The sequence below is a fragment of the Nostoc sp. DSM 114160 genome (assembly GCF_053470305.1).
In genome coordinates this window covers 2,324,737-2,345,375 of record NZ_JBPFGO010000001.1, presented here as the reverse complement: position 1 = coordinate 2,345,375, position 20,639 = coordinate 2,324,737, and the positions used below count along the sequence as shown (strand labels likewise).

At 43.3% G+C, this 20,639-nt stretch carries 18 protein-coding genes, 1 tRNA gene and 2 pseudogenes; 10 read left to right on the top strand and 11 right to left on the bottom strand.

The window, feature by feature from the left end; genetic code table 11:
- The first annotated feature begins 158 nt into the window (after positions 1–158).
- The 3 genes from NSTCB13_RS10650 to NSTCB13_RS10640 are packed head-to-tail and all read left to right on the top strand — an operon-like array spanning position 159 to position 2,017.
- Complete coding sequence (locus tag NSTCB13_RS10650; protein ID WP_448272307.1) at positions 159–899, top strand: DUF3865 domain-containing protein; 741 nt, start codon at positions 159–161, stop codon at positions 897–899.
- A 25-nt stretch (positions 900–924) separates the two neighbouring features.
- Positions 925–1,077, top strand: a complete 153-nt coding sequence (locus NSTCB13_RS10645) for a hypothetical protein (RefSeq protein WP_448272305.1) — start codon at positions 925–927, stop codon at positions 1,075–1,077.
- A gap of 55 nt (positions 1,078–1,132) precedes the next feature.
- Positions 1,133–2,017 (top strand): aromatic ring-hydroxylating oxygenase subunit alpha, encoded by an 885-nt coding sequence (locus tag NSTCB13_RS10640; RefSeq protein WP_448272304.1) that lies wholly within the window; start codon positions 1,133–1,135, stop codon positions 2,015–2,017.
- Positions 2,018–2,394: 377 nt separating this feature from the next.
- Here NSTCB13_RS10640 and NSTCB13_RS10635 read toward each other — a convergent pair whose 3' ends face one another.
- The 4 genes from NSTCB13_RS10635 to NSTCB13_RS10620 all read right to left on the bottom strand — a co-directional run bounded on the left by NSTCB13_RS10635 (position 2,395) and on the right by NSTCB13_RS10620 (position 6,427).
- The gene (locus NSTCB13_RS10635; protein ID WP_445629526.1) at positions 2,395–3,033 is read right to left on the bottom strand and encodes a histidine phosphatase family protein; all 639 of its coding nucleotides are present in this window, start codon (positions 3,031–3,033) and stop codon (positions 2,395–2,397) included.
- A gap of 331 nt (positions 3,034–3,364) precedes the next feature.
- Positions 3,365–4,228 carry a fructosamine kinase family protein gene (locus NSTCB13_RS10630; protein ID WP_448269721.1) on the bottom strand — a complete coding sequence of 288 codons (864 nt, stop codon included), beginning with the start codon at positions 4,226–4,228 and terminating at the stop codon, positions 3,365–3,367.
- Between the two features lie 159 nt (positions 4,229–4,387).
- Positions 4,388–5,674 carry a M16 family metallopeptidase gene (locus NSTCB13_RS10625; protein WP_448273174.1) on the bottom strand — a complete coding sequence of 429 codons (1,287 nt, stop codon included), beginning with the start codon at positions 5,672–5,674 and terminating at the stop codon, positions 4,388–4,390.
- A gap of 372 nt (positions 5,675–6,046) precedes the next feature.
- Positions 6,047–6,427, bottom strand: a complete 381-nt coding sequence (locus NSTCB13_RS10620; protein WP_448272302.1) for a DUF3011 domain-containing protein — start codon at positions 6,425–6,427, stop codon at positions 6,047–6,049.
- Positions 6,428–6,639: 212 nt separating this feature from the next.
- On the opposite strand from NSTCB13_RS10620, the gene NSTCB13_RS10615 reads away from it, so the two are divergent.
- A complete protein-coding gene (locus NSTCB13_RS10615) occupies positions 6,640–7,281 on the top strand; it encodes a DUF4241 domain-containing protein (protein ID WP_448272301.1) in 642 nt (213 codons plus the stop codon).
- A gap of 182 nt (positions 7,282–7,463) precedes the next feature.
- Here the strand turns inward: NSTCB13_RS10615 and aspS are convergent, their stop codons facing one another.
- The 3 genes from aspS to NSTCB13_RS10600 form a co-directional block, all read right to left on the bottom strand.
- Complete coding sequence (aspS, locus tag NSTCB13_RS10610) at positions 7,464–9,251, bottom strand: aspartate--tRNA ligase (protein ID WP_448272299.1); 1,788 nt, start codon at positions 9,249–9,251, stop codon at positions 7,464–7,466.
- Between the two features lie 723 nt (positions 9,252–9,974).
- Positions 9,975–10,628, bottom strand: a complete 654-nt coding sequence (locus NSTCB13_RS10605; protein WP_448272298.1) for a hypothetical protein — start codon at positions 10,626–10,628, stop codon at positions 9,975–9,977.
- Between the two features lie 146 nt (positions 10,629–10,774).
- Positions 10,775–11,044, bottom strand: a complete 270-nt coding sequence (locus tag NSTCB13_RS10600) for a hypothetical protein (RefSeq protein ID WP_448272296.1) — start codon at positions 11,042–11,044, stop codon at positions 10,775–10,777.
- 148 nt (positions 11,045–11,192) lie between these two features.
- Between NSTCB13_RS10600 and NSTCB13_RS10595 the strand changes: the two genes are divergently transcribed.
- Positions 11,193–11,897: a response regulator transcription factor gene (locus tag NSTCB13_RS10595; protein WP_448272294.1), complete on the top strand. Its 705-nt coding sequence runs from the start codon at positions 11,193–11,195 to the stop codon at positions 11,895–11,897.
- Positions 11,894–13,412: pseudogene (locus NSTCB13_RS10590) on the top strand (ATP-binding protein). Before NSTCB13_RS10595 ends, NSTCB13_RS10590 begins: the two are co-directional and overlap by 4 nt.
- Before the next feature lie 224 nt (positions 13,413–13,636).
- Here NSTCB13_RS10590 and NSTCB13_RS10585 read toward each other — a convergent pair.
- Positions 13,637–13,966 carry a hypothetical protein gene (locus NSTCB13_RS10585; protein WP_448272293.1) on the bottom strand — a complete coding sequence of 110 codons (330 nt, stop codon included), beginning with the start codon at positions 13,964–13,966 and terminating at the stop codon, positions 13,637–13,639.
- Positions 13,967–13,982: 16 nt separating this feature from the next.
- The gene (gene pyrE / locus NSTCB13_RS10580; protein WP_094347288.1) at positions 13,983–14,606 is read right to left on the bottom strand and encodes an orotate phosphoribosyltransferase; all 624 of its coding nucleotides are present in this window, start codon (positions 14,604–14,606) and stop codon (positions 13,983–13,985) included.
- A gap of 106 nt (positions 14,607–14,712) precedes the next feature.
- On the opposite strand from pyrE, the gene NSTCB13_RS10575 reads away from it, so the two are divergent.
- A complete protein-coding gene (locus tag NSTCB13_RS10575; RefSeq protein WP_448272291.1) occupies positions 14,713–15,147 on the top strand; it encodes a hypothetical protein in 435 nt (144 codons plus the stop codon).
- 184 nt (positions 15,148–15,331) lie between these two features.
- On the opposite strand, the gene NSTCB13_RS10570 is transcribed toward NSTCB13_RS10575, so the two are convergent.
- Positions 15,332–15,404, bottom strand: a tRNA-Ile gene (locus NSTCB13_RS10570).
- A 295-nt stretch (positions 15,405–15,699) separates the two neighbouring features.
- Between NSTCB13_RS10570 and NSTCB13_RS10565 the strand changes: the two genes are divergently transcribed.
- Both NSTCB13_RS10565 and NSTCB13_RS10560 read left to right on the top strand, forming a co-directional pair.
- Positions 15,700–16,401 carry a hypothetical protein gene (locus tag NSTCB13_RS10565; protein ID WP_322692395.1) on the top strand — a complete coding sequence of 234 codons (702 nt, stop codon included), beginning with the start codon at positions 15,700–15,702 and terminating at the stop codon, positions 16,399–16,401.
- Positions 16,402–16,525: 124 nt separating this feature from the next.
- Positions 16,526–17,924, top strand: a pseudogene (locus NSTCB13_RS10560) (hemolysin family protein).
- Between the two features lie 69 nt (positions 17,925–17,993).
- On the opposite strand, the gene queC reads toward NSTCB13_RS10560, so the two are convergent.
- Positions 17,994–18,671, bottom strand: coding sequence for a 7-cyano-7-deazaguanine synthase QueC (queC, locus tag NSTCB13_RS10555; protein ID WP_445629513.1), 678 nt, complete (start codon positions 18,669–18,671; stop codon positions 17,994–17,996).
- A gap of 338 nt (positions 18,672–19,009) precedes the next feature.
- Between queC and NSTCB13_RS10550 the strand changes: the two genes are divergently transcribed.
- A complete protein-coding gene (locus tag NSTCB13_RS10550) occupies positions 19,010–20,092 on the top strand; it encodes a Gfo/Idh/MocA family oxidoreductase (RefSeq protein WP_445629512.1) in 1,083 nt (360 codons plus the stop codon).
- Positions 20,093–20,639: the final 547 nt, after the last annotated feature.

Below are 20,639 nucleotides of genomic sequence, written 5' to 3'. Positions count from 1 at the left end.
TTGCCTGTATTCAGAAATACTTGGTAATCAGCCCAGTGAAATGCGTATTAATTTTACGTATCAATTTTGCTTGGTTTTGATATTGCCGCTAGTATCACCTTTTCGATATTCACAGCAACTTTTGAGACAAATCGACCGACACTACTTCAACTCTTGAAATGACTAAAATTGTGAACACATTCGATCGCCTAACTCAGCAGCTAAATCAACTGCTCGCTCAGGATTACCTGGCATTTAGTATTACAAAAAATCCGGTTGCACAAATGCTGAACAAAGCAAGCTTTGCTCAGATTGCTTATATCATGCAGCAATATTCGATTTTTCCAAAGGAGTTGGTGGGTTTCACAGAATTAGCAAGACAGAAAGCGCTGGTAGCAAAATGGGACATTGTAGCCCAAGAACTCAAAGAAAACATTGCTGAAGAGATGGGCAAAAGTACACAAGGAATTTCTCATTACACGCTTTTAGCTGAAGGGTTAGAACAAGGACTGAGTGTTCCTGTGAAGAACGCAACGCCATCGATCGCTACATCCAAATTGTTAAGAACTATGCAATCGATATTTGAGCAACAAATACCCTATGTGCTGGGGGCAACCTATGCGATCGAGGCAACCTCAATTCCAGAATTAACTCTAATCGTGCAACTTGTAAATTGGTTGCTGGAAGGAGCAATGCCCAAAGATTTGGAATATTTCTTTAGCAAGCATTTAGATGAGTGGGAAATTGAACATGAAGCGGGTTTGAGAACATCTCTGGCAGCGTACATACAACCCGAACAATTTGGAGAGTTTGCAGCAGGATTTCGGGCAACGATCGATGCGATGGAAGCTTGGTGGCAGGAATTAGCACAAGAGGCAATCTCATCTGGGGTTGTTCTGACTACAGCGATCGCTCAATAGCACTGATTAAATAGAATTTAACAATATGATCTCGATCCATCCTTCATTTCTCGATCGCACTTCTAGTACCAATCAACCAAAATTTGGACTACCCGGTGATTACTACTTTAGCGAGCGAATTTTTGCTTACGAGCAGCAAACTATCTGGCGTAACACCTGGCAATTTGTAGGGACGTGAATCCGATCTACCTAATCCTGGGGATTATTTAACTTGCCAAGTTGGCGATCAGCCCATGTTCGTGATTCGCGATCGTAATGGTGAATTGCAAGCAATGCACAATGTTTGTCCGCATCGCGGAGCGCAGATGTTACAAGGGCAGGGTCATTGTCAACGAGTGCGTTGTCCGTATCATGGTTGGAACTTCAATTATGAAGGTAATCTTAAAGGTTTACCTCGCGCTGAGTGTTTTCCCAATTTAAATAAGTCGGCTGTCTATCTAGCGAAGGGACGAGTAGAGACATGGGGCGGCTTTATCTTTGTTTGCTCAGAAGCAGAAGGCGAATCCTTAGTCAGTTATTTAGCCGGATTCTCAACCTATTTAGAGCAATATCAGCACTCCTGGCAAGAACTTCAGCAGGTCGATCGTTGGTTTTATGAAGAGCCAGCCAATTGGAAATTTCCGATTGAAAATTATCTAGAGTGTTATCACTTGTCAGTTGTTCATGCCCAAAGTTTAAAGTGTTTCGATCCGAAGAATATTATTTACACTCCAACTGGGCGACACTATCAGATATTTGTTCCTTTTACAGATGATGAATTTGTCAAAGATCACCCTGCTTTTGCAGGAGAACCAAGGGGACAATCGTATCAGGGTTTCATCTTTCCTAATATGATGGTGAATACTGCAAGAGACAAAGTTTCAGTTTTTCGGCTGACTCCTTTATCTCCCATAAGAACTAAGTTTGAGGTTTTTATTTATCAAACCAAAGCCCAAATTGAAGCATTTCCTTATAAGCAGGATGAATTTCGACCTGAATTTGAGCGGGTGTTAAATGAAGACTTTGGGGCGGTGCGATCGCTACAAGCAAGCGTTCATTCCAAAGCATATGGTGTACTTCAGTTTGCAGATATTGAATATGGAATTTCTCACTTCCATCAAGTTTTGTCGAAGTACTAATTGCACTATTACGCAACTTTTTTATTACGAACGCCCGCAAACAGAGTTTCCGAACTATTCCTCAAGCACAACGTGCCCTCTTCAACCAACTGCACAAAGTTTTTTCTTTTTGTTGTATGAAACCACTCTGCCATTTCCTCATGAGCCTTAGGGGGCTAGGGGGGTTAGGTTTTTGAGGCTTTGATGTGATGAAAAATACTTGTTCATTCATCCTCTAAGGGCTTTGTCAACCCACGCGGGCGGTTACGCCATCGCTCTTAAGGCGGGCGAAGCAGTGCCTTCCAGTTAAAAAAATTGTAGGGGTGCAAGGCCTTGTGCCCCTACAAATCTAGAAATAATTTAGGATAATTTATTTTTTGCAAATCCCTAAGAGACTATTATGTTCCCGGACGAGAGCGAATACGATCGGGTATATGATGGCGATCGCCTAATATTTCGAGCAAAGGGCCATTAACGTCAAATTTAACCATACTTACCGAGGCGACCAAAATATTCACCCGATAGCGATAGCGTCCCAAATCAATTCCCAGTAAACTGCAAAGCATAATCCGAATCGTAGCTTTATGAGAAACTACTAAAACATTACCTTGGGGATGTTTTTCTTGAATTTCAGCAATTACAGGCATAGAACGGTTAGCAATATCTACCGCAGTTTCTCCACCTAGTGGTGCATTCCAAGCTGGTTCTGTCACCCATTTTAGATAGTTCTCTGCGTAATTCTCTTGGGCAAACGATTTACTCTTAGTTTCCCATTCGCCGTAACTACCTTCTCTAAGTCCGTCACGCAACTGCATATCCATACCGATAGCATCACAAAATGGTTTGGCAGTTGCAATTGTGCGCTTCATTGGGCTAACATAAACTCCCTCCCACTTCAATTGTTGATAAACATCGGCAAAAGCGGATGCCATCTCCATCCCCTCTGTTGTCAACTCCGCATCAGTTTCACCGCAGAAATTACCACTTTGACTAAAGGTAGTTTCTCCATGTCGCAGTAAATATAAATTGAGTGTCATAACTTGTATCGCGATTGGGATAAAGGAGTTTGTGCAAAGATAAACTACCATCATCTCGCAATCGAGTCTGTCACACCAGGACAAATTCAGAAGGCAGAAGGCAGGATAGCGCCGGCGGCAAGCGAGTCCGCGTACCCAATACTGCTCGCTTTGTGCATTTTTAAATCGGAATTGGGTTTGGGGAAAAGGTTAAAGGGTAAAGGTTAAAAGTTTTTTCTTTCCCTTTTCCCCCGCCCCTTATCCCCTTCTTGGGGCCCCACCTTCCCCTTTTCTCCAAAACCCGACAAGTATTGGTCTGCGTACCCTTACACGTTTATTTAATCCCCATCCTTTATCGTAAAATCTGGTCAATCATCCTATTGGCTTGGGAATCGTAACTACCCCCAAATAAATTGAAGTGATTCAAAATGTGATATAGGTTATAAAGCGTTTTTCTTTGCTCATAGCCTGCATCTAACGGAAACACCTCGTTGTAACCCTTATAAAACGCTGCGGGGAAACCACCAAATAATTCGGTCATGGCGATATCAACTTCTCTATCCGCAAAATAAGTTGCTGGATCGAATATCACTGGTTCCCCTGATGCAGTACACCCTGCATTTCCGCCCCATAAATCGCCATGTACTAAAGAAGGTTGCACCTGACGATCCGCCAATAGTTCCGGGATAGCTGCTAGTAACTTGTCTTGTTGGGGAAAATTACCTCCACGTCGCCTTGCCAACTGAAATTGATAACCCAAGCGATGTTTAATATAAAATTCCGTCCAGTCTGCTGTCCAAGTATTAATTTGGGGTGTGGAACCAATGGTATTGTTAATTTTCCAACCAAAAACTTGACTACTGCTAGCTTTATGCATCGCTGCTAACTTGCGCCCCATTTCCTGCCATGAATTGCTGTTACCGCTACCAAGTTCCAACCATTCCAGGATGATGTAGCTAGAATTATCAGCAGTACCCCAGCAAATTGGTTTGGGAACGCGAATACTAGCTGTTGCTAGCATTTGCTCTAAACCTAACGCCTCAGCTTCAAACATCGCAATTTGGGATGCAAGGTTTTGTTTGACGAAGTAAGTTATCTCACCATTAGAGACAGCATAACCTTGGTTGATGCACCCGCCACCAACCGATCGCCTTTGCTGACTTTGAAATTTTTCGCCAGTCACCTGGCTAATATGGGTGTCGATTTGAGTCCACATGATTAAATTGGGGAGTGGGGAATGGGGAGCAGAGGAGCAGCACTTCTCTGCGAGACGCTCCGCGAACGGCTACGCTCAGTGACCGAGGGGCAGGGGGGCAGGGGGCAGGGGGCAGGGAGAGAATAACTAATGACAAATGACAGATGACCAATGACAAATTTACGGCTTGACAAAAACTACACCATAAGCATATGGAGATAGATACTCTTTGGCTGCTTGCATCAAGTCTGTTGCATCTTGGCTCTGAACGATCGCTGGGTAGTTAAAGGCGGGTTCCAAATCTCCCACCAAAGATTGATAATAACCATACAACCCAGAGCGATCGCTTGGTGTTTCGTTACCAAATATAAATCTGTTAGCAACTCGCTGCCGTATACGGGCAATTTCTGATTCTGTTATCAACTCTGTCTGTAGTTTGCTAATGTGTTGAGCGATCGCATCCTCTACAACTGCTAAATTTTCTACTGCACATTTGGCTGAAATATAAAATATCCCTTGTAGCTCGTTGCTCATGTTGCTCACAGAAATTGAAGTAACCAATCCCTGTTCTTCTCGTAAATCCCTCACCAGTCTTGATGTGCGTCCGTGTCCCAAAATTCCGGCTAAAACATCCAATCCATAGGTGCGATCTAACTGCGTCATTCCTGGAACTCGCCAAACCATTACTAGCCTTGCTTGTTGGAGACTTTCATCGATAAATTCTCGACGAACAATTTCTGTAAATGGTGATTCAGGATTTAGTGAGGAGTGGGCAGACACGTCATTCATCTCGTCTGTATTGGGAAGTGGAGAGTTGCGAGTGGCTTTTGTAAATCCTTCAGCGACAGTTGCAATTAATTCTTCCACGGGCAAATTGCCCACAGCCACAGCCGTAATTGACTGGGGTTGATACCAATTAGCATGAAAATCTCGCATCTGCTGGGGTTTTAGTCCGGCAATCACCGATTCTGGCCCCAATACCGCACGGCGATAGGGTAGATAATCAAAGGCTGTCTCCATCGCCCGCCGATATGTACGCCGTTGGGGATTATCTTCTGAACGCCTAATTTCTTCTAAAACTACCAATCGCTCGCGTTCAAAGGCATCATCAGGAATACTCGCATTCGATACTACATCTATTTGTAGTGGCGCAAGCTCGGTAAAATCTTTGGGGGCAGTAGTTATATAGTAATGAGTATAGTCTTGGCTAGTCGCGGCATTAGTAACAGCACCCCGTTCTTCAATTCGACGTTCAAACTCGCCGCTTGCCAGTCGTTCTGTTCCTTTAAAAATCATGTGTTCTAAAAAGTGAGCCATGCCGTTAATAGCATCAGGTTCGACAGCAGAGCCAACTTTTATCCATAAGTTGAGGTTTACGGCTTCAACTGGCATTTGCTCGGCAATGATTGTCAAACCATTGGGCAATTGGTGCAGCGTCGGAGCATTGAGACGGGGAAATTTCCGCAGGGTTGAGGGTCATTGCTACTTGTGTGTGAGGAGCATATTACTCTCTTATCTTATCTGCGACTATAAAATAAACACTGCGATCGCTTCTCTACAAAAAAAGAAGCGATCGCATTAGCAAGATACGCAAAGAAGAGTTGACAGCTTGTGTACTTCATCAACTTGAAATTAGCTGTATATACCCGAAACATCTATCCAAAGTTTTGAAACGCTGGATAAATGCCAACTAGACACGCACTTGAAAGCAATGTTTGATTAACATACATAGAAATCAATACCCTCTTAGAGTTGATAAGGGCTTTACTTATAAAAGTTAGCAGAAGTAAGTTGCTTAATTTCTGCTTAACTATCTATATTGATGCAATACCCAGTCTCCTATCTGTCATATCGATCGTTTCGATCGTATCGGTCATATCTGTCGTTTCGATCGTATCTGTCATATCGATCGTTTCGATCGTATCTGTCATATCTGTCGTTTCTGCGATCGCCTACTGAAAACTCAGCTCGGCAACCATTTTTCACCCAAATACGATTTCTCCGATAGCCCCAATTTCCTCTACAACTGGTGTTAGACAATTGCCTAACAAGCCTCACTCTACCTCTTGCATTTACCGAACAAGTATTCCTTCGATTATTTTGGCTTGCACAAGTTATTATCTCGTCAGCTGAAGCTGGGGCAGCAATACTCAAAAGTGTACCTATACTAAGACTGGCCGCGACAAAGGTCGCAGCAATTGTGGGAAGGCGCATAATCATAATAAAATGCTAGATTTCTTCCAAATCTCAGAAACAAAAACTATAGTAATTCTAGCAAATTGCATTCCGAGCTAATGAATAAATCAGATTAAATGCAAAAAATATTAGCACTCCGAAGTTTATCAAAGATAACGGGTTTTATCAAGCAGTTAAGCATTGTAAGGGTTTGAACTATTTTGTGCTACAATGTCTATTTTAAGCGTTATTCAAAAATGGATACTATTAATTTTGATAAAGCTTTAAGAGGTGAAAAACTATCTAGTTCAATTGGAGATATTACATTTACAACCCATTATCTTGGGGAATTAATTTTAACTTCAGGAAGATTAGTAGCTTGTGACCCACTTGCTTTTCCTGAGAGTGAAGCTTTTCAAAAGTCTTTACCAATTGGTAAATATCCTGTTTTCTTAATTGTTGCTCATTATCCAATAAATAATGACCAAAGAGTGGCTTATGCCATAATTCGTATTAGCGAAGAAACTCCCATAAATTGGAAATTAGGTATTTGCTCTGATGAAGAACTAGCTTTGCTTACAGAAGAAAATGACACCTTGGGTTATCCAGTTGATTCTGGAGTTGGCTGCTTTATGGATTTTGATGCAGTAAAAATTCTTGATGATTCAATATACTATGCATACATTGCTAATCCCCAAGAAGAAAGCTTGATAGACCTGATTCAAGATGAATTAAGAAAAAATTACAGACCTACATGGGATTGGGCAAATGTTTGTATAGATAAATCTACCCAATTAAATATAATTGCCTTTTCATCAGGGTGTGGAGATGGTATTTACCCAACCTACTTTGGATACGACACTGAAGATAAAATTGTTAACATTGTCACTGAGTTTTGAATATTAAAATAATCAAAATTGCCGTTGGATTATACAAGTAGTACTCCAACCCAAAGAGCGCAAAGGGCTTGTTTTGTTTCCAAAACAACGGGTGATAGAGCGCACCTTGGGTTGGCTTGTTTGGTATCGGCAACGAAACAAACGATATTGCTGTTTATGCCGCCTAATTGGATAAAGTCGAGCTAAGACTTTGGTTTATAAGTCGAAGCAACGTGTAATTCTTTCAACTGTTTAGCATCTACACTCGAAGGCGCATCTGTTAACAAACAACGTGCTTGTTGTGTCTTTGGAAAAGCAATGACATCCCGAATCGATTCTTCTCCAGCTAGCAACATTACCAAACGATCTAAACCGTAGGCGATGCCACCATGCGGCGGTGTACCATATTCAAATGCTTCTAAGAGAAAGCCAAATTTATTTTGTGCTTCTTCAGGAGATAATCCAATCGCTTCAAATACTTGCTGTTGAATTTCTCGCTGATAAATCCGTAGACTTCCACCACCAATTTCTACGCCGTTGAGTATCATGTCGTAAGCTTGGGCGCGTGCAGTCTTTAAGTCGCTCAAATCATCAGGATGTGGTGCTGTGAACGGGTGGTGTAGTGCTTCTAAACGTTTTTCGTCAGCATTCCACTCGAACATCGGGAAATCTGTAATCCAGAGCAAGTTAATTTTTTCTGGATCGATTAAGTTAAATTCTCTAGCGATCGCTTGTCGTAATCTATCTAAAGTTTTATTAACTGTACCAGCTTCCCCTGCCCCAAACAACAGCAAATGTCCCGCTTTTGCACCTGTACGGCGCAAAATTTCTTGTTTTTGTTCTTCGCTTAAGTTGTCTTTAATCGCCCCAATGGTGTCAATTTCGCCATCATCTCTGACGCGGATATAAGCTAAACCTTTAGCACCGGCTTCGCTGGCTTCTTTAAATAAATCGCCACCTGGTTTAATGCGGACATTAGAAATTACATCGTTACCGTTGGGAATGGGCAGAATTTTGACGATACCACCATTGATAACAGTATCGCGAAATACTTTGAAACCAGAGTCTTTGACGATATCTGAAACATCAACTAATTCCAAACCATAACGTGTATCTGGTTTATCACTACCGTAACGTTCCATCCCTTCAGCATAAGTCAGACGCGGGAAAGGGCGCTGTAACTCAATGCCTTTAACTGTTTTGTAGATATGGCAAATTAAATTCTCATTTAGTTCGATAATTTCTTCTTGGGACATGAAGCTCATTTCCATGTCCAACTGCGTGAATTCTGGTTGTCTGTCGGCGCGTAAATCTTCGTCACGAAAGCAACGCGCAATCTGATAATATCTATCTAAGCCAGATACCATCAGCAATTGTTTAAATAACTGGGGTGATTGCGGCAAAGCATACCATTCACCAGGATTGACGCGACTGGGTAGAATGTAATCTCGCGCCCCTTCTGGGGTAGAACGGGTAAGAATTGGGGTTTCGACTTCGATAAAACCTTCCAAATCTTCTAGATAACGACGCATAGCTTTGACAATTTGATGACGCAGTTGCAAATTTTGCGCCATACGTTCGCGTCGCAAATCCAAATAACGATATTTCAGCCGTAAGTCTTCTCGTACTGTTTCGGTGTCAGCTACAGAAACTTGGAAAGGTAACTGTTTGCGAACAGCATTGAGTAGTTCAATTTTATCAGCGTAGATTTCTACCTCGCCTGTGGGGATGCGAGTATTCAACGATTCTTCGGGACGTTGTGTTACCCTACCAGTGATTTCGACAACATATTCATTTCGCAGGGCGTTCGCATATTCGTAAGAATCTGGGGTGCGTTGCGGATCGCTGACGATTTGGACAGTTCCAGAGCGATCGCGTAAATCTAAAAATATCACACCACCATGATCGCGGCGACGGTCTACCCATCCGTAAAAGGTAACAGTTTCTCCAATATGTTCTTTTCGGAGTTCGCCGCAATAGTGAGTTCGCATAAGTCTTAGTTATTGTTTCCGGGCTAGATTGGCAAGAAAATGTCAAAGCCTTCCCATTATCTAGCATCAATAGTAATTGTAGTAGTTCTGGTGAAAGAAAAAATCAAATAATCTCACACTATATATACAGCATCTTTCATGTATTTGAACCACACCCAATACTTGTCGGCTTTTGGGGAAAGGGAAAAGTTTAAAGGGGAAAAAACCTTGTATATCTATAGGACTTACGCACTGAAGCCTGAAACCCCGATCCCCCCTAACCCCCCTTAAAAAGCAGGGCTGTTTCATTCCCTAAAAGGCGCTGATTTACAAGCGTTTCAAGCAAAAAAGTCAGGTGACTAAAAAATCTGATTGGGCAATAAAATCGCGATCGCACTTAAATTTACTTGTTGAGGTGGTAGCTTTTCTTTTCCCCACTCAAGCAAATTTCTGACTCATACTCTTGACAAAATACCCAAGATATCGAATGAAACAGCCCTGCCTTAAAAAGGGGGGGAAGTCTAAAGCCCCCTTTTTAACGTAAGTTCGACAGACCCTCTCCCTCCCAGCCCTTGAAAGGAGGGGCTGGGGGAGAGGTCAAAATAGCACTCGTCGAACTCACGTCTTTTTAAGGGGGTTGGGGGATCTGAGTGCGTAAGTCCTAATCTAGTCTTCCACTCCTTTTACCCTTACCCTTTTCCCTTTAACCGAGCAGTAGGGGCGCAAGTCTTTGCGCCCCTACTGCTATTTTGGTTGATTAGGAAGATTTTCTTGGGGAGAGGCTCCGCCATCGCCAGGAGGATGAGGTGGAACACCTAGTGCGTCGATCAACTGTTGTTCAGTGACACCCAGCTTTGCTGCTGCGGCTTGAAAATCAGGTCTGGGTGGACGTTGATTGCGATCGCCTGGATTTGGCGGATTGGCTGGAACTCCTAACGCCGCCTTTAACTGGGCTTCTGTAACTCCTAACTTTGTTGCTGCGGCTGCAAAATCTGGTCTGGGTGGACGCTGATTGCGATCGCCTGGATTTGGCGGATTGGTTGGGACTCCCAATGCCGCCTTTAACTGGGCTTCTGTAACTCCTAATTTGGTTGCTGCGGCTTTAAAATCAGGTCGAGGTGGGCGTTGATTGCGATCGCCTGGATTTGGCGGATTGGCTGGGACTCCCAGTGCTGCCTTTAACTGGGCTTCTGTAACTCCTAACTTTGTTGCTGCGGCTGCAAAATCTGGTCTAGGTGGACGCGGCCGTTCGTTTGATGGTTCGTTGGGCGGTTGTTGCGCCTGTGCAATTCGATCGAATTGATTAGCGGCATTTGCTTGATTAAGTGAAAGAAAACCAAATGTGCCAACCAGAACAGGAATCGCTGTTACTACTAGTACTCTACGAATATTCATCATTAAATCTCCAAAGGTTTATATTTCTAATTAAGTCTTCTCAAAATAACAGTCTGCCCTGTTTTTAAATTACAGTTTTGTAATTTAGAAACAACAATACTCTGACGAGATCGCCGCTGAGGGGGAGGCGAAATACAAGGGTGCATCAATTAACGGTTATTGCGTTCTCCCCGGTTTTGAACTGCTTCTTGATTATGAGGTTGGGGACGTTGGGGAGTACGCTTTTTCTGATGTGGACGGGGTTTAGAATGTCTGATTTGTGGTTTTTTATCAGATATTTGCCGTTTGTTGGGCTGTTCTGAAATCTCAGCGTTCCGATGAGGTGGATTAGCGGCATTTGCCTGATTGGGTGCAACAAGACCGAATGTACCAATCAAAAAAGGAATCGCTGCTACGGCTAAGACTCGACGAATATTCATAAAAATCAACTTTCAAAAGCTGCGGTGTTCATATTTCTAATTGAGCCACCTCAAAATTACAGCTTTCCTATTTTCTAAATTACAGTTTTGTAATTTGAATAAAAAATAATGAATTTAGAATAGAAGAATATATGAATTAATAAATGCTGTGAACGTTCTGTTTGTTGAAGATGAAGCGAAAATTGCTAACTTTGTCCGGGCTGGATTAAAGGAGCAGGGATTTGTTGTAGACTACTGCGATAACGGTGATGACGGATATCTGCGGGCATTAGACAACGAATACGATGCGATCGTACTCGATATTATGATGCCGGGAAAAGATGGACTATCGATTCTAAAATTATTGCGGCGGCAAGGTCGGAATGCTCCGGTGATTTTGTTGACGGCTCGGAATGAACTAGACGATCGCTTGCAAGGGCTAAATTTAGGAGCAGATGACTATATCGCTAAACCGTTTTTTGTGGAAGAGTTAGCGGCTAGAATTCATGCAGTTGTGCGCCGGAGTGTAAGCGATGTCTCCGACGGGCTACGCCTACGCCAAAATCTACTTTGCGTTGGGCCGATCAAACTCGATCGCATTACTAGAGAAATCACTTGTAATCAACAGGCCATAGAACTCACCAGCCGCGAATTTAATCTTCTGGAATATCTCATGCGCTCTCCCGGACGGGTTTTCACTCGTACCCAAATTTTGGAACACGTTTGGGGCTACGACTTTAACCCCAACACCAATGTTGTGGATGTTTGTATCCAGCGAATTCGTAAAAAAATTGATCCCCTTGATGAAGCAGTCTGGATTGAAAGCATTCGAGGGGTTGGATATCGATTTCGCAAGCCGGATTCTCGATCGTGAAACTTCCTTCGTTTCGACTCCGCATTGCTCTGTTGTCTGCGGCTCTAGCTGGCAGCACATTAGTCGGATTTGGCGCGGTTTCCTGGTTTCAGATTTACAATGCTAAGATTAGCCGCCTGGATGCAGAACTATTAAATCACTTGATGCGGGCAACTCCGAACTTCCCTCCACCAGAGGAACCTCCCGCTGGCGCAGCCTTTCCTAAAAGAGAAAACTCACGCGATCGTCCCTCCCGATGGCAGTTTTACGAAGATTCCTTATCTTATGCTTTCGGAACCAATACAAAAACCCCTGTCGCCCTGGTGGTGCTGGACGCAAACAATAATATACTTTATCAATCCAACTCCCTATCTGCCGACCTTGAGGTAAATCGTCTGTTGCTGAAGCGTCTTGAGTTGACACCTCTACCACCGCCCCCGAACAGAGAACCACCACCTTTACCCTCTAATACAAATCCATCCTTCGAGCGGCCACCACTGATTCGTCCACGCCCACCTCAATTTGTCACAGAGCGGACAACAACAGCAGTCTGGCGGATTGGAGCAACTAAATTACCCAATGCTCAGGTTGCCATTGCCGTTAGCTTGCAAGCCGTGGATCGAGATATGGCTACCATTCGCAATATCTTCCTGGTTTCAATTCCGGGAGCGCTGCTGTTGGTTGCGGTGGGGGCATGGTTGGTTTCTGGCGGTGCTTTGCGTCCCATCCGGCAATTAACGAGCGTAATTCAACAGGTAACTGTCAAAGGACTAGATCAACGAATTCCCATTGGGACAACTGATGTTGAATTTGTCGAGCTGATTCAAGTGTTCAACCTGATGTTGTCACGCTTAGAACGTAGTTTTACCCAAGCTTCCCGCTTTAGTGGTGACGCGGCTCACGAACTGAAAACCCCACTGACTATTTTGCAAGGCGAACTAGAGCGAACACTCCAACAGGTCGATCCCGGTAGTGAAGTACAACAGCGCTTAAGCAATTTGTTAGATGAGGTGCGCCGCCTGAGTGGAATTATGCGAAAACTCTTGCTGCTATCTCTGGCAGATGCCGGAAAAATGAGCTTGTATCTGGTTGAAGTGGATATGTCTGAGTTGCTGATGGAGATGCTAGAAGATGTGGAAATGCTAGCTCCCCATTTGACTGTGGAAACTGACTTTACTGATGGGTTGCGGGTAAAAGGCGATCGCGATCTTTTAATTCAAGTTTTGCAAAACCTATTTAGTAATGCAATTAAATACAATCTCGCCAACGGCTGGATACAGATTCGCGCTCATCAAACTCCCATAACTCTTCACGTCACCATTGTCAATGCATCAAAAGATATTCCCCTAAGCGATCGCGATCGCATTTTTGATCGATTTTATCGCAGCGATCCCTCACGTAACCGCAAGGTAGAAGGAATCGGACTAGGACTGAGCCTAGCCCGAGAAATTGCCAGGGCACATCGTGGCGACCCTTACCCTTGATTTAACACCTTCTGGTCAAACAGCATTCACCCTTACCTTACCGATGAAGTAATCCCTCTTTTGTTACTACAGGAAGCCGGAAAAAGTAATACCAATTTGAAAAAAAAATGCGACAAATAGACCATTTGTAGAGACGCGATTCATCGCGTCTTTACCCAAGAATGTGTTGCAATCATTAATTGAATTGGTATAATTACTACACAAACCCTCTTGAAACGTTTTTCAGGAGGGTTTTTTTAATTTATTTAGAGCGATCGCGCAAGCTCATTGCATTGGTTAATTCAAAGCATCAGCGATCTTAATCCCAAGGTGCTGCAATGCTTTTTCTTTGACAAATTCAGCTGCACTACGAGCCGATTCCGCCAAAATAGTATCGGTGTTTGGAGTCAGCTTCAGCGCTCCTCCCAGATATCCCAAAGCTTTGCAATAATAATCATTCAAGTTGGTAGATGCCAGTCTCTTTACAGTTTGATGATCGCCACTCTGAAAAGCTGTTAACGCTTTGTGGTGTAAATCATTTTCTGGCTTTCCTAGTACTTCAAGAATTGCGCTCACAGCTTTATCGACTTTTTCTTGTGTAAGTTCTGTGAATACTGTTGCTTGCATATTTATCTCCTTTTGTTCATGAATTTGCAAGTTGTCGGTAGCGTTCTTGAACTTCCTGAATCGAAAACAAAGTTTCAAACTTCAACCCCGCTGACTGGTACAACTCACCTCCCCCTTGTTGTCGATCTACCAGTGAAATTACTTGATTTACGGTATAACCCGCATCCTTAAGACGCTCAACCGCTTTTAGAGCAGATTGCCCAGTTGTGACTACATCTTCCAAAACTACTACTTTTGCCCCTTCTGGTAAACTGGGGCCTTCTATATAAGCTCTTGTCCCATAACCCTTGGCTTCCTTGCGAATAATCAGCGCTGGTATTGGGCGGTTTTCATAAACAGAAACTATACTCACTGCTGTCACAATTGGATCGGCTCCCATTGTTAAACCACCTACAGCCTGTGTATCTACAGGTAATAAAGGAAATAGTAACCGTCCGACTGCTAAAGCGCCTTGAGGATGGAGTGTTACCTGTGTCTTATTGACGTAATAAGAACTACGTAGCCCAGAAGATAGGAGAAAATCACCCTCTTGATAAGCAAGTTGGCAAAATAAATCTAGTAGCTTGTGGCGTAAAGTGGTCAAATCAGAAGTGGTTGCCCAAATATCTGAGTGCGTAAGAGTTTCAGTAGGATACGTCATTACAAAACATTAAAAGTTGTGCTACACCAAAGGTTGAACTCATCAGAGTTCTGAACTTCAGCATAAATTAAGATTCGCCTAAAGCAAAAGTTGAGGAGTCAGAAACGTGCGTATAAAATTTAAAACCTTTGGTGGTTTACTGGTGCTACTTGCTGCTGGTATTGCTTTTCCCTCTATTGCATCTGCCCAAACGGCAACACCCAATTCTGAAACGATGAATGATGTATTTGAACGAGCTTATTTTCGTCACGATCGCAATTTCTACGAAAATAGTAGCAGCCTCAGGCGTCAGCTAGACTCATTTTTTGGATCTGGTTCTGGTTTCGGTGGTTCCTTCCCAGAAAATGAAATTGCCCGCGATGCTAATTTGGTTAATACTTTATATCATGATGCCCTGACTCAGCAAGTAGGCAACGATCCTTATATTCGTACTCCTGATTTACCAAATCCTTATGACACATCGTTGCTCGTGTCTCCTCGCTATAGCAACAAACTCAAAGTAGGAACTGAATTCAGGTTTGAAACATTACCATCTCGGTAAAATTGGGGATTGGGGAGTAGGGGGCAGGGGAGCAGGGTGCAGGGGGGCAGGGTGCAGGGGGGCAGGGGGGCAGGGAGATGAGGGAGACAAGGAGACAAGGGAGACAAGGAGATAAATAAAACTCCTAACTCCTAACTCAGCACTCCTAATGCCCTTCTATTACTAGTAGTTTTTGATGATTCAGTGCGCCCTGCTGGAATCGAACCAGCCTGAAGACGAATTATGAGTTCGTTGCCTCCCCAATCGGCCAAAGGCGCTTGTTTTTGGGTTGTGAGTTGCTACGAGAAAATTACTTTAACTCTTAGGTCAACCTTATTTGCTAATTTTAGAGCGAGCAAAATACCTCACGCACTGAGTTTAGCCAATTCTATGAATATAGCACAAATTTACCACGTGTGAATACTGGACAATAGTTTATTAGATTTTTATACTACATAATTTGATCATAGATATAGTGCAAACTAATATTGATTAAGTTCCTTTAAGGATTGAGGTCAAAAGCTTCACTATTCTTAAATAGACCAGCATTCTTATTGTGATAGCTTGTCAGCGATGAAAATAAATTCTACTGTACTTCTTACTTTGATTTTGTTAATTCTGATGATGGGAGCAGGTTCTGTGAGCGCGTTTTTGGGCTTTGAACTGGGGAGTTCAGCACTTAAAGGCGTGACTACACCAGATGGGCGTCCTACAACCAAATTTGCCAGCAATAAGGCAAATAGCTCTCAACAGGGAGGGCTAGTGCTATTAAAAGAGGAAGAAATTCTGAAAATAGTTAAGGCGCGAATTGAGGGTAAGACCAAAGCCGCTAAATCGGAAAAGCCCGAAGAAGATGATGAAGAAACCAATAGCAGCAAGCAGAAGCCAGAGGAAAAACCCCCAGAAGTAGTTGAAGAAAAGCCCCTACCAGGTTTTCCGGTTACTGCCCAAAGTCAGGGTGTAACAATGACTGTGCAATCTGCTCGCTACTCTGGTGGTGATTTACTACTGAAAGTGAAAATGCAGAACAAAGGTAAGGATTCTGTGCGCTTCTTGTATAGTTTTTTAGATGTTACCGATGACAAAGGACGAACCCTGAGTGCAAGTACAGAGGGTTTACCAACAGAATTGCCTGTAAATGGGCCAGCATTTTCAGGTACAGTGAGCATTCCTACAGCTTTACTTGATGATGTCAAGAAAATATCACTTGCTCTGACTGATTATCCCGCTCAACAATTGAAGCTAGAGGCATCGAATATTCCTGTAGAAAGGTAGAAGAGGCAATTTTAGATTTTAGATTTTAGATTTTAGATTGGAGATTTGGTACTAAGTAATTTAGCTAATCCCTAATACCCAAAACTTAATCCAAAATCCAAAATCCAAAATCCAAAATCCCTAAATGGAGGGCGTGAGTTTTACACGAGCTTTGGTGGTGAGTGGTTTTCCTAATTTAAGTTTGATAGAAGTGGCGCTGCGGTTGTTGTCAGTGTTACTACTGATTGCCATAAATGCCTTTTTTGTAACGGCGGAGTTTTCGATGGTGAGCGTGCGGCGATCGCGTATTCACCAGCTAGTTAAAGCTGGGGATATTCCCGCGATCGCTGTAGAAATGTTACAACGCAGTATTGACCGACTGCTATCTACCACCCAGTTAGGCATTACCCTCTCTAGTTTGGCACTGGGATGGATTGGCGAAAGTACGATTGTTGTGCTGGTGAATGCCTGGTTAAGATCCTGGCCTTTACCCAGTGGGATGACTAACTTCCTCGCCCATTCCCTATCAATTCCGATCGCCTTTTTCTTAATTGCCTATTTGCAAATTGTGATCGGAGAATTATGTCCCAAATCTTTAGCCATGCTGTACTCAGAACAGCTAGCGAGATTTTTGGGGCCATTGGTAAAAGCGATCGTGCGTTTTTTTGGCCCCTTCATCTGGATTCTTAACCAATCAACTCGTTTTTTATTACGGATTTTTGGTATCCAATACACAGGCCAAGGCTGGCGACCCGCCTGTAACTCCCGAAGAATTGCAACTGATCATCTCTACAGAATGGGGGTCTACTGGGTTACAGCGTGCAGAGCGAGAATTGCTCAATAATGTCTTCGAGTTTGGGGATGTCATGGCGCAAGATGTGATGATCCCGCGCACCAGTATTATCACACTGCCAAAAGATGCTAGCTTTCAGACATTACTCAGGGAAATGGCTTCTACTGGTTACTCTCGCTATCCGGTGATTGGTGAATCTTTAGACGATGTTCGCGGTATTGTTTATTTTAAAGATTTGGCACAACCTTTGGCAGTCGGAAACCTCAGTTTAGAGACACAGATCCAACCTTGGATGCGTCCCGCCCGGTTTGTTCCAGAACACACGCCCTTGAGTGAACTTTTGCCCATGATGCAGCAAGAGAAACCCGCTATGGTAATGGTAGTGAATGAATTTGGCTCTACTGTGGGACTAGTGACAATCAAAGATGTGATTGCCGAAATTATTGGCGATCCCAGCGAACCTGAGAGCAATGACGACTTGCTGATTCAGATGTTAGATGAGCATAAATTTTTAGTGCAAGCACAAATCAACCTTGAAGACCTCAATGAAGTTTTACATCTCAATTTGCCCCTGACCAGAGAATACCAAACACTAGGGGGCTTTTTGCTGTATGAGTTACAGAAAATTCCGGCCAAAGGCGAAATCTTTTCTTATCAAAATCTCGAATTCACTGTGATATCAATTGTTGGCCCACGCCTGCATCAAATTCAACTACGACGGTTAGAAGAAGAGGGGAGCAGGGGAGCATAAGAGCAGAGGGGCAGGGGAGCAGGGGATAATAACTAATGACAAATGACAAATGATAAATGACAAATGCCTCTACTGTGCATACGTTACTGGATCGACAAGTCCCAATTCGGCAAAAGCTGCTAGCCGTAAGCGACAAGAATCACACACACCACAGGCGACATTTCCACCTGTATAGCAAGACCAAGTTAGTTCCCAAGGAACTCCCAATTGATTCCCCAGTTGGATGATTTCGGTTTTTTTCAGGTTGATTAGGGGTGCAACAATCTTAATTGGTTGTCCCTCACGCCCTTGTTTGGTTCCCAGGCGAAAAACTTCTTGCATTGCTTGGATATAGTCGGGGCGACAATCAGGATATCCTGAGTAATCTAGGGCATTAACGCCGATATAGACGCGCTCTGCGGCGATCGCTTCGGCGTAACTAAGAGCAAAGCTTAAAAAGATGGTATTACGAGCTGGAACATAAGTGACAGGAATATTTTGAGACATTTCATGCAGCGATCGCTCCTGGGGTAAATCAATGGCATTATCGGTAAGGGCCGAACCGCCCCATTGTCGTAAGTCAAAGTTAACTACCTGATGTTTTGCGATCGCAGCTTTTTGAGCCACACTGAACGCTGACTGTAACTCTCGTCGATGTCGCTGCTGGTAATCAAAGGAAATAGCATGACATTCACAGCCATCAGCTTGAGCTTTGTACAGAATTGTGGAAGAGTCCAATCCCCCAGATAACAAAATTACAGCTTTCATCTCGGTTGTAAATTTTGGATTTCAAATCACTCCATCAAACCTTAACAAGACGCCAGAAAGCGATGCCAAGGAGAATTTATACTTAAGTCTTACTGAAACGTTTAAAGTTAATAAAAATACATATATTTTTGTAGAAAGTGCAAAATCCAAAGCAAACTCGAAATATCTATACAAAAGATATTTAGATTACGGGAACCGATCGCAAACTTTGAAATTCTTCATAAACATAGGCTCTATGTTACCATCTGGATGGTTTTAGACGGATCGTAACCGGCTTTCGAGTATAAACGCCAACGGCCGTAGCGTCTCTAAATTTGGTGGTTGAGGAGAGAATAATAGTGCAAAATAGCATGTCAGTGGCAGAACCGAATCCATATACACAGCGCAACCAGCCACGACCAATCCGCATAGGCGTGATTGGAGTGGGTAACATGGGACAACACCACGCTCGCGTGCTGAGTTCAATGAAAGATGTTGAACTAGTCGGAGTGGCAGATATTAACGTCGAGCGAGGATTAGAAACTGCCAGCAAGTACAAGGTGCGTTTTTTTGAAGATTACTGCGATCTGCTACCCCTTGTGGAAGCAGTTTGTGTAGCTGTTCCCACCCGTCTGCACTATGCCGTGGGCATTAACTGTCTGTTAGCGGGAATTCATGTTTTGATTGAAAAACCGATTGCAGCCAGTATTTCCGAGGCAGAGTCTTTAGTAAATGCCGCAGCTGAGTCTGGGTGTATCCTGCAAGTAGGTCATATTGAGCGTTTTAACCCAGCTTTTAAAGAACTGAGCCAAGTTCTAAAAACAGAGGAATTGCTGGCGCTAGAAGCCCACAGAATGAGTCCTTACTCAGATCGAGCAAACGATGTTTCAGTTGTGCTGGATTTAATGATCCATGACATCGACCTACTTTTGGAATTAGCTGCTTCCCCAGTCACAAAATTGACTGCTAGTGGTACTCGCTCCCTAGACTCTGGTTATTTAGATTACGTAACCGCCACCTTGGGGTTTGCCAATGGTATTGTTGCTACTCTGACTGCTAGTAAAGTTACTCACCGCAAAATTCGCCGAATTGTCGCCCATTGCAAAAATTCATTTACTGAGGCAGATTTTCTCAAGAATGAAATTTTGATTCACCGACAAACGGCTACCAATTCTCTCACCGACCACCGACAAGTACTTTACAGGCAAGATGGTGTAATTGAAAAAGTCTACACCAGCAATATTCAACCCCTAAGTGCAGAATTAGAACATTTTGTCAACTGCGTACACGGTGGCAATCAACCTTCAGTAGGTGGCGAACAAGCTCTCAAAGCCTTGAGACTTGCAAGTTTAATTGAGCAGATGGCGCTGGAAGATCGAGTTTGGAATCCCTTAGACTGGCAATCGGAACCAAGGGTACAATCTTTGACCCCCACAGTCTAGAAGAACAGGGGATGAGGGGGATGAGGGGGACAAGGTGAAATTTTCTCCCTTCTCTCTTTGTGCTACCCCACAGCCCCAACTTCAGCAGAAAACCTAGAATATGTTTTTAAATTTGCCATCAAATCTTTAGATCCTTCCTAGTCCCTTTAAAAAAGCAGGCTAAGGGGGATCTAAAAAATTAGAAAACAAAACCTAATGGTTTCAGATCCCCGACTTCTTAAAGAAGTCGGGGATCTGATCGCCCCGCAAGATTAATGAAACAAACCTTAGCTTCCACCTGTCTGACTCTATTTTTCAGTTACGATCCCAATTTTTAGTGCAACCAAATTCCCTTGACCCTGCGAATTTTAGATTTTAAATTTTGGATTTTGGATTGTTTTTGGTTCAAGCCCCGCCCCGCTTCAATTTTAGATTGAAGATTGAGGATTTTTTAATCCAAAATCGCTCGACTGAGCGACTTGTGCCGACTTGTGCCGAGCGAAGTCGAGGTAGCAAAGCCGAGGTAAGCGAAGTCCAAAATTTCTTGTCCCTTGTGGGCGGAATCAAT

What these genes read in the sequence shown, in the direction of transcription:
- NSTCB13_RS10620 (WP_448272302.1), bottom strand. Translation starts at nt 6,427, where the DNA reads ATGATTATGCGCCTTCCCACAATTGCTGCGACCTTTGTCGCGGCCAGT.
- NSTCB13_RS10650 (WP_448272307.1), top strand. Translation starts at nt 159, where the DNA reads ATGACTAAAATTGTGAACACATTCGATCGCCTAACTCAGCAGCTAAAT.
- NSTCB13_RS10585 (WP_448272293.1), bottom strand. Translation starts at nt 13,966, where the DNA reads ATGCAAGCAACAGTATTCACAGAACTTACACAAGAAAAAGTCGATAAA.
- NSTCB13_RS10615 (WP_448272301.1), top strand. Translation starts at nt 6,640, where the DNA reads ATGGATACTATTAATTTTGATAAAGCTTTAAGAGGTGAAAAACTATCT.
- queC (WP_445629513.1), bottom strand. Translation starts at nt 18,671, where the DNA reads ATGAAAGCTGTAATTTTGTTATCTGGGGGATTGGACTCTTCCACAATT.
- NSTCB13_RS10600 (WP_448272296.1), bottom strand. Translation starts at nt 11,044, where the DNA reads ATGAATATTCGTCGAGTCTTAGCCGTAGCAGCGATTCCTTTTTTGATT.
- aspS (WP_448272299.1), bottom strand. Translation starts at nt 9,251, where the DNA reads ATGCGAACTCACTATTGCGGCGAACTCCGAAAAGAACATATTGGAGAA.
- NSTCB13_RS10565 (WP_322692395.1), top strand. Translation starts at nt 15,700, where the DNA reads ATGAAAATAAATTCTACTGTACTTCTTACTTTGATTTTGTTAATTCTG.
- NSTCB13_RS10640 (WP_448272304.1), top strand. Translation starts at nt 1,133, where the DNA reads ATGTTCGTGATTCGCGATCGTAATGGTGAATTGCAAGCAATGCACAAT.
- NSTCB13_RS10605 (WP_448272298.1), bottom strand. Translation starts at nt 10,628, where the DNA reads ATGATGAATATTCGTAGAGTACTAGTAGTAACAGCGATTCCTGTTCTG.
- NSTCB13_RS10635 (WP_445629526.1), bottom strand. Translation starts at nt 3,033, where the DNA reads ATGACACTCAATTTATATTTACTGCGACATGGAGAAACTACCTTTAGT.
- pyrE (WP_094347288.1), bottom strand. Translation starts at nt 14,606, where the DNA reads ATGACGTATCCTACTGAAACTCTTACGCACTCAGATATTTGGGCAACC.
- NSTCB13_RS10630 (WP_448269721.1), bottom strand. Translation starts at nt 4,228, where the DNA reads ATGTGGACTCAAATCGACACCCATATTAGCCAGGTGACTGGCGAAAAA.
- NSTCB13_RS10645 (WP_448272305.1), top strand. Translation starts at nt 925, where the DNA reads ATGATCTCGATCCATCCTTCATTTCTCGATCGCACTTCTAGTACCAAT.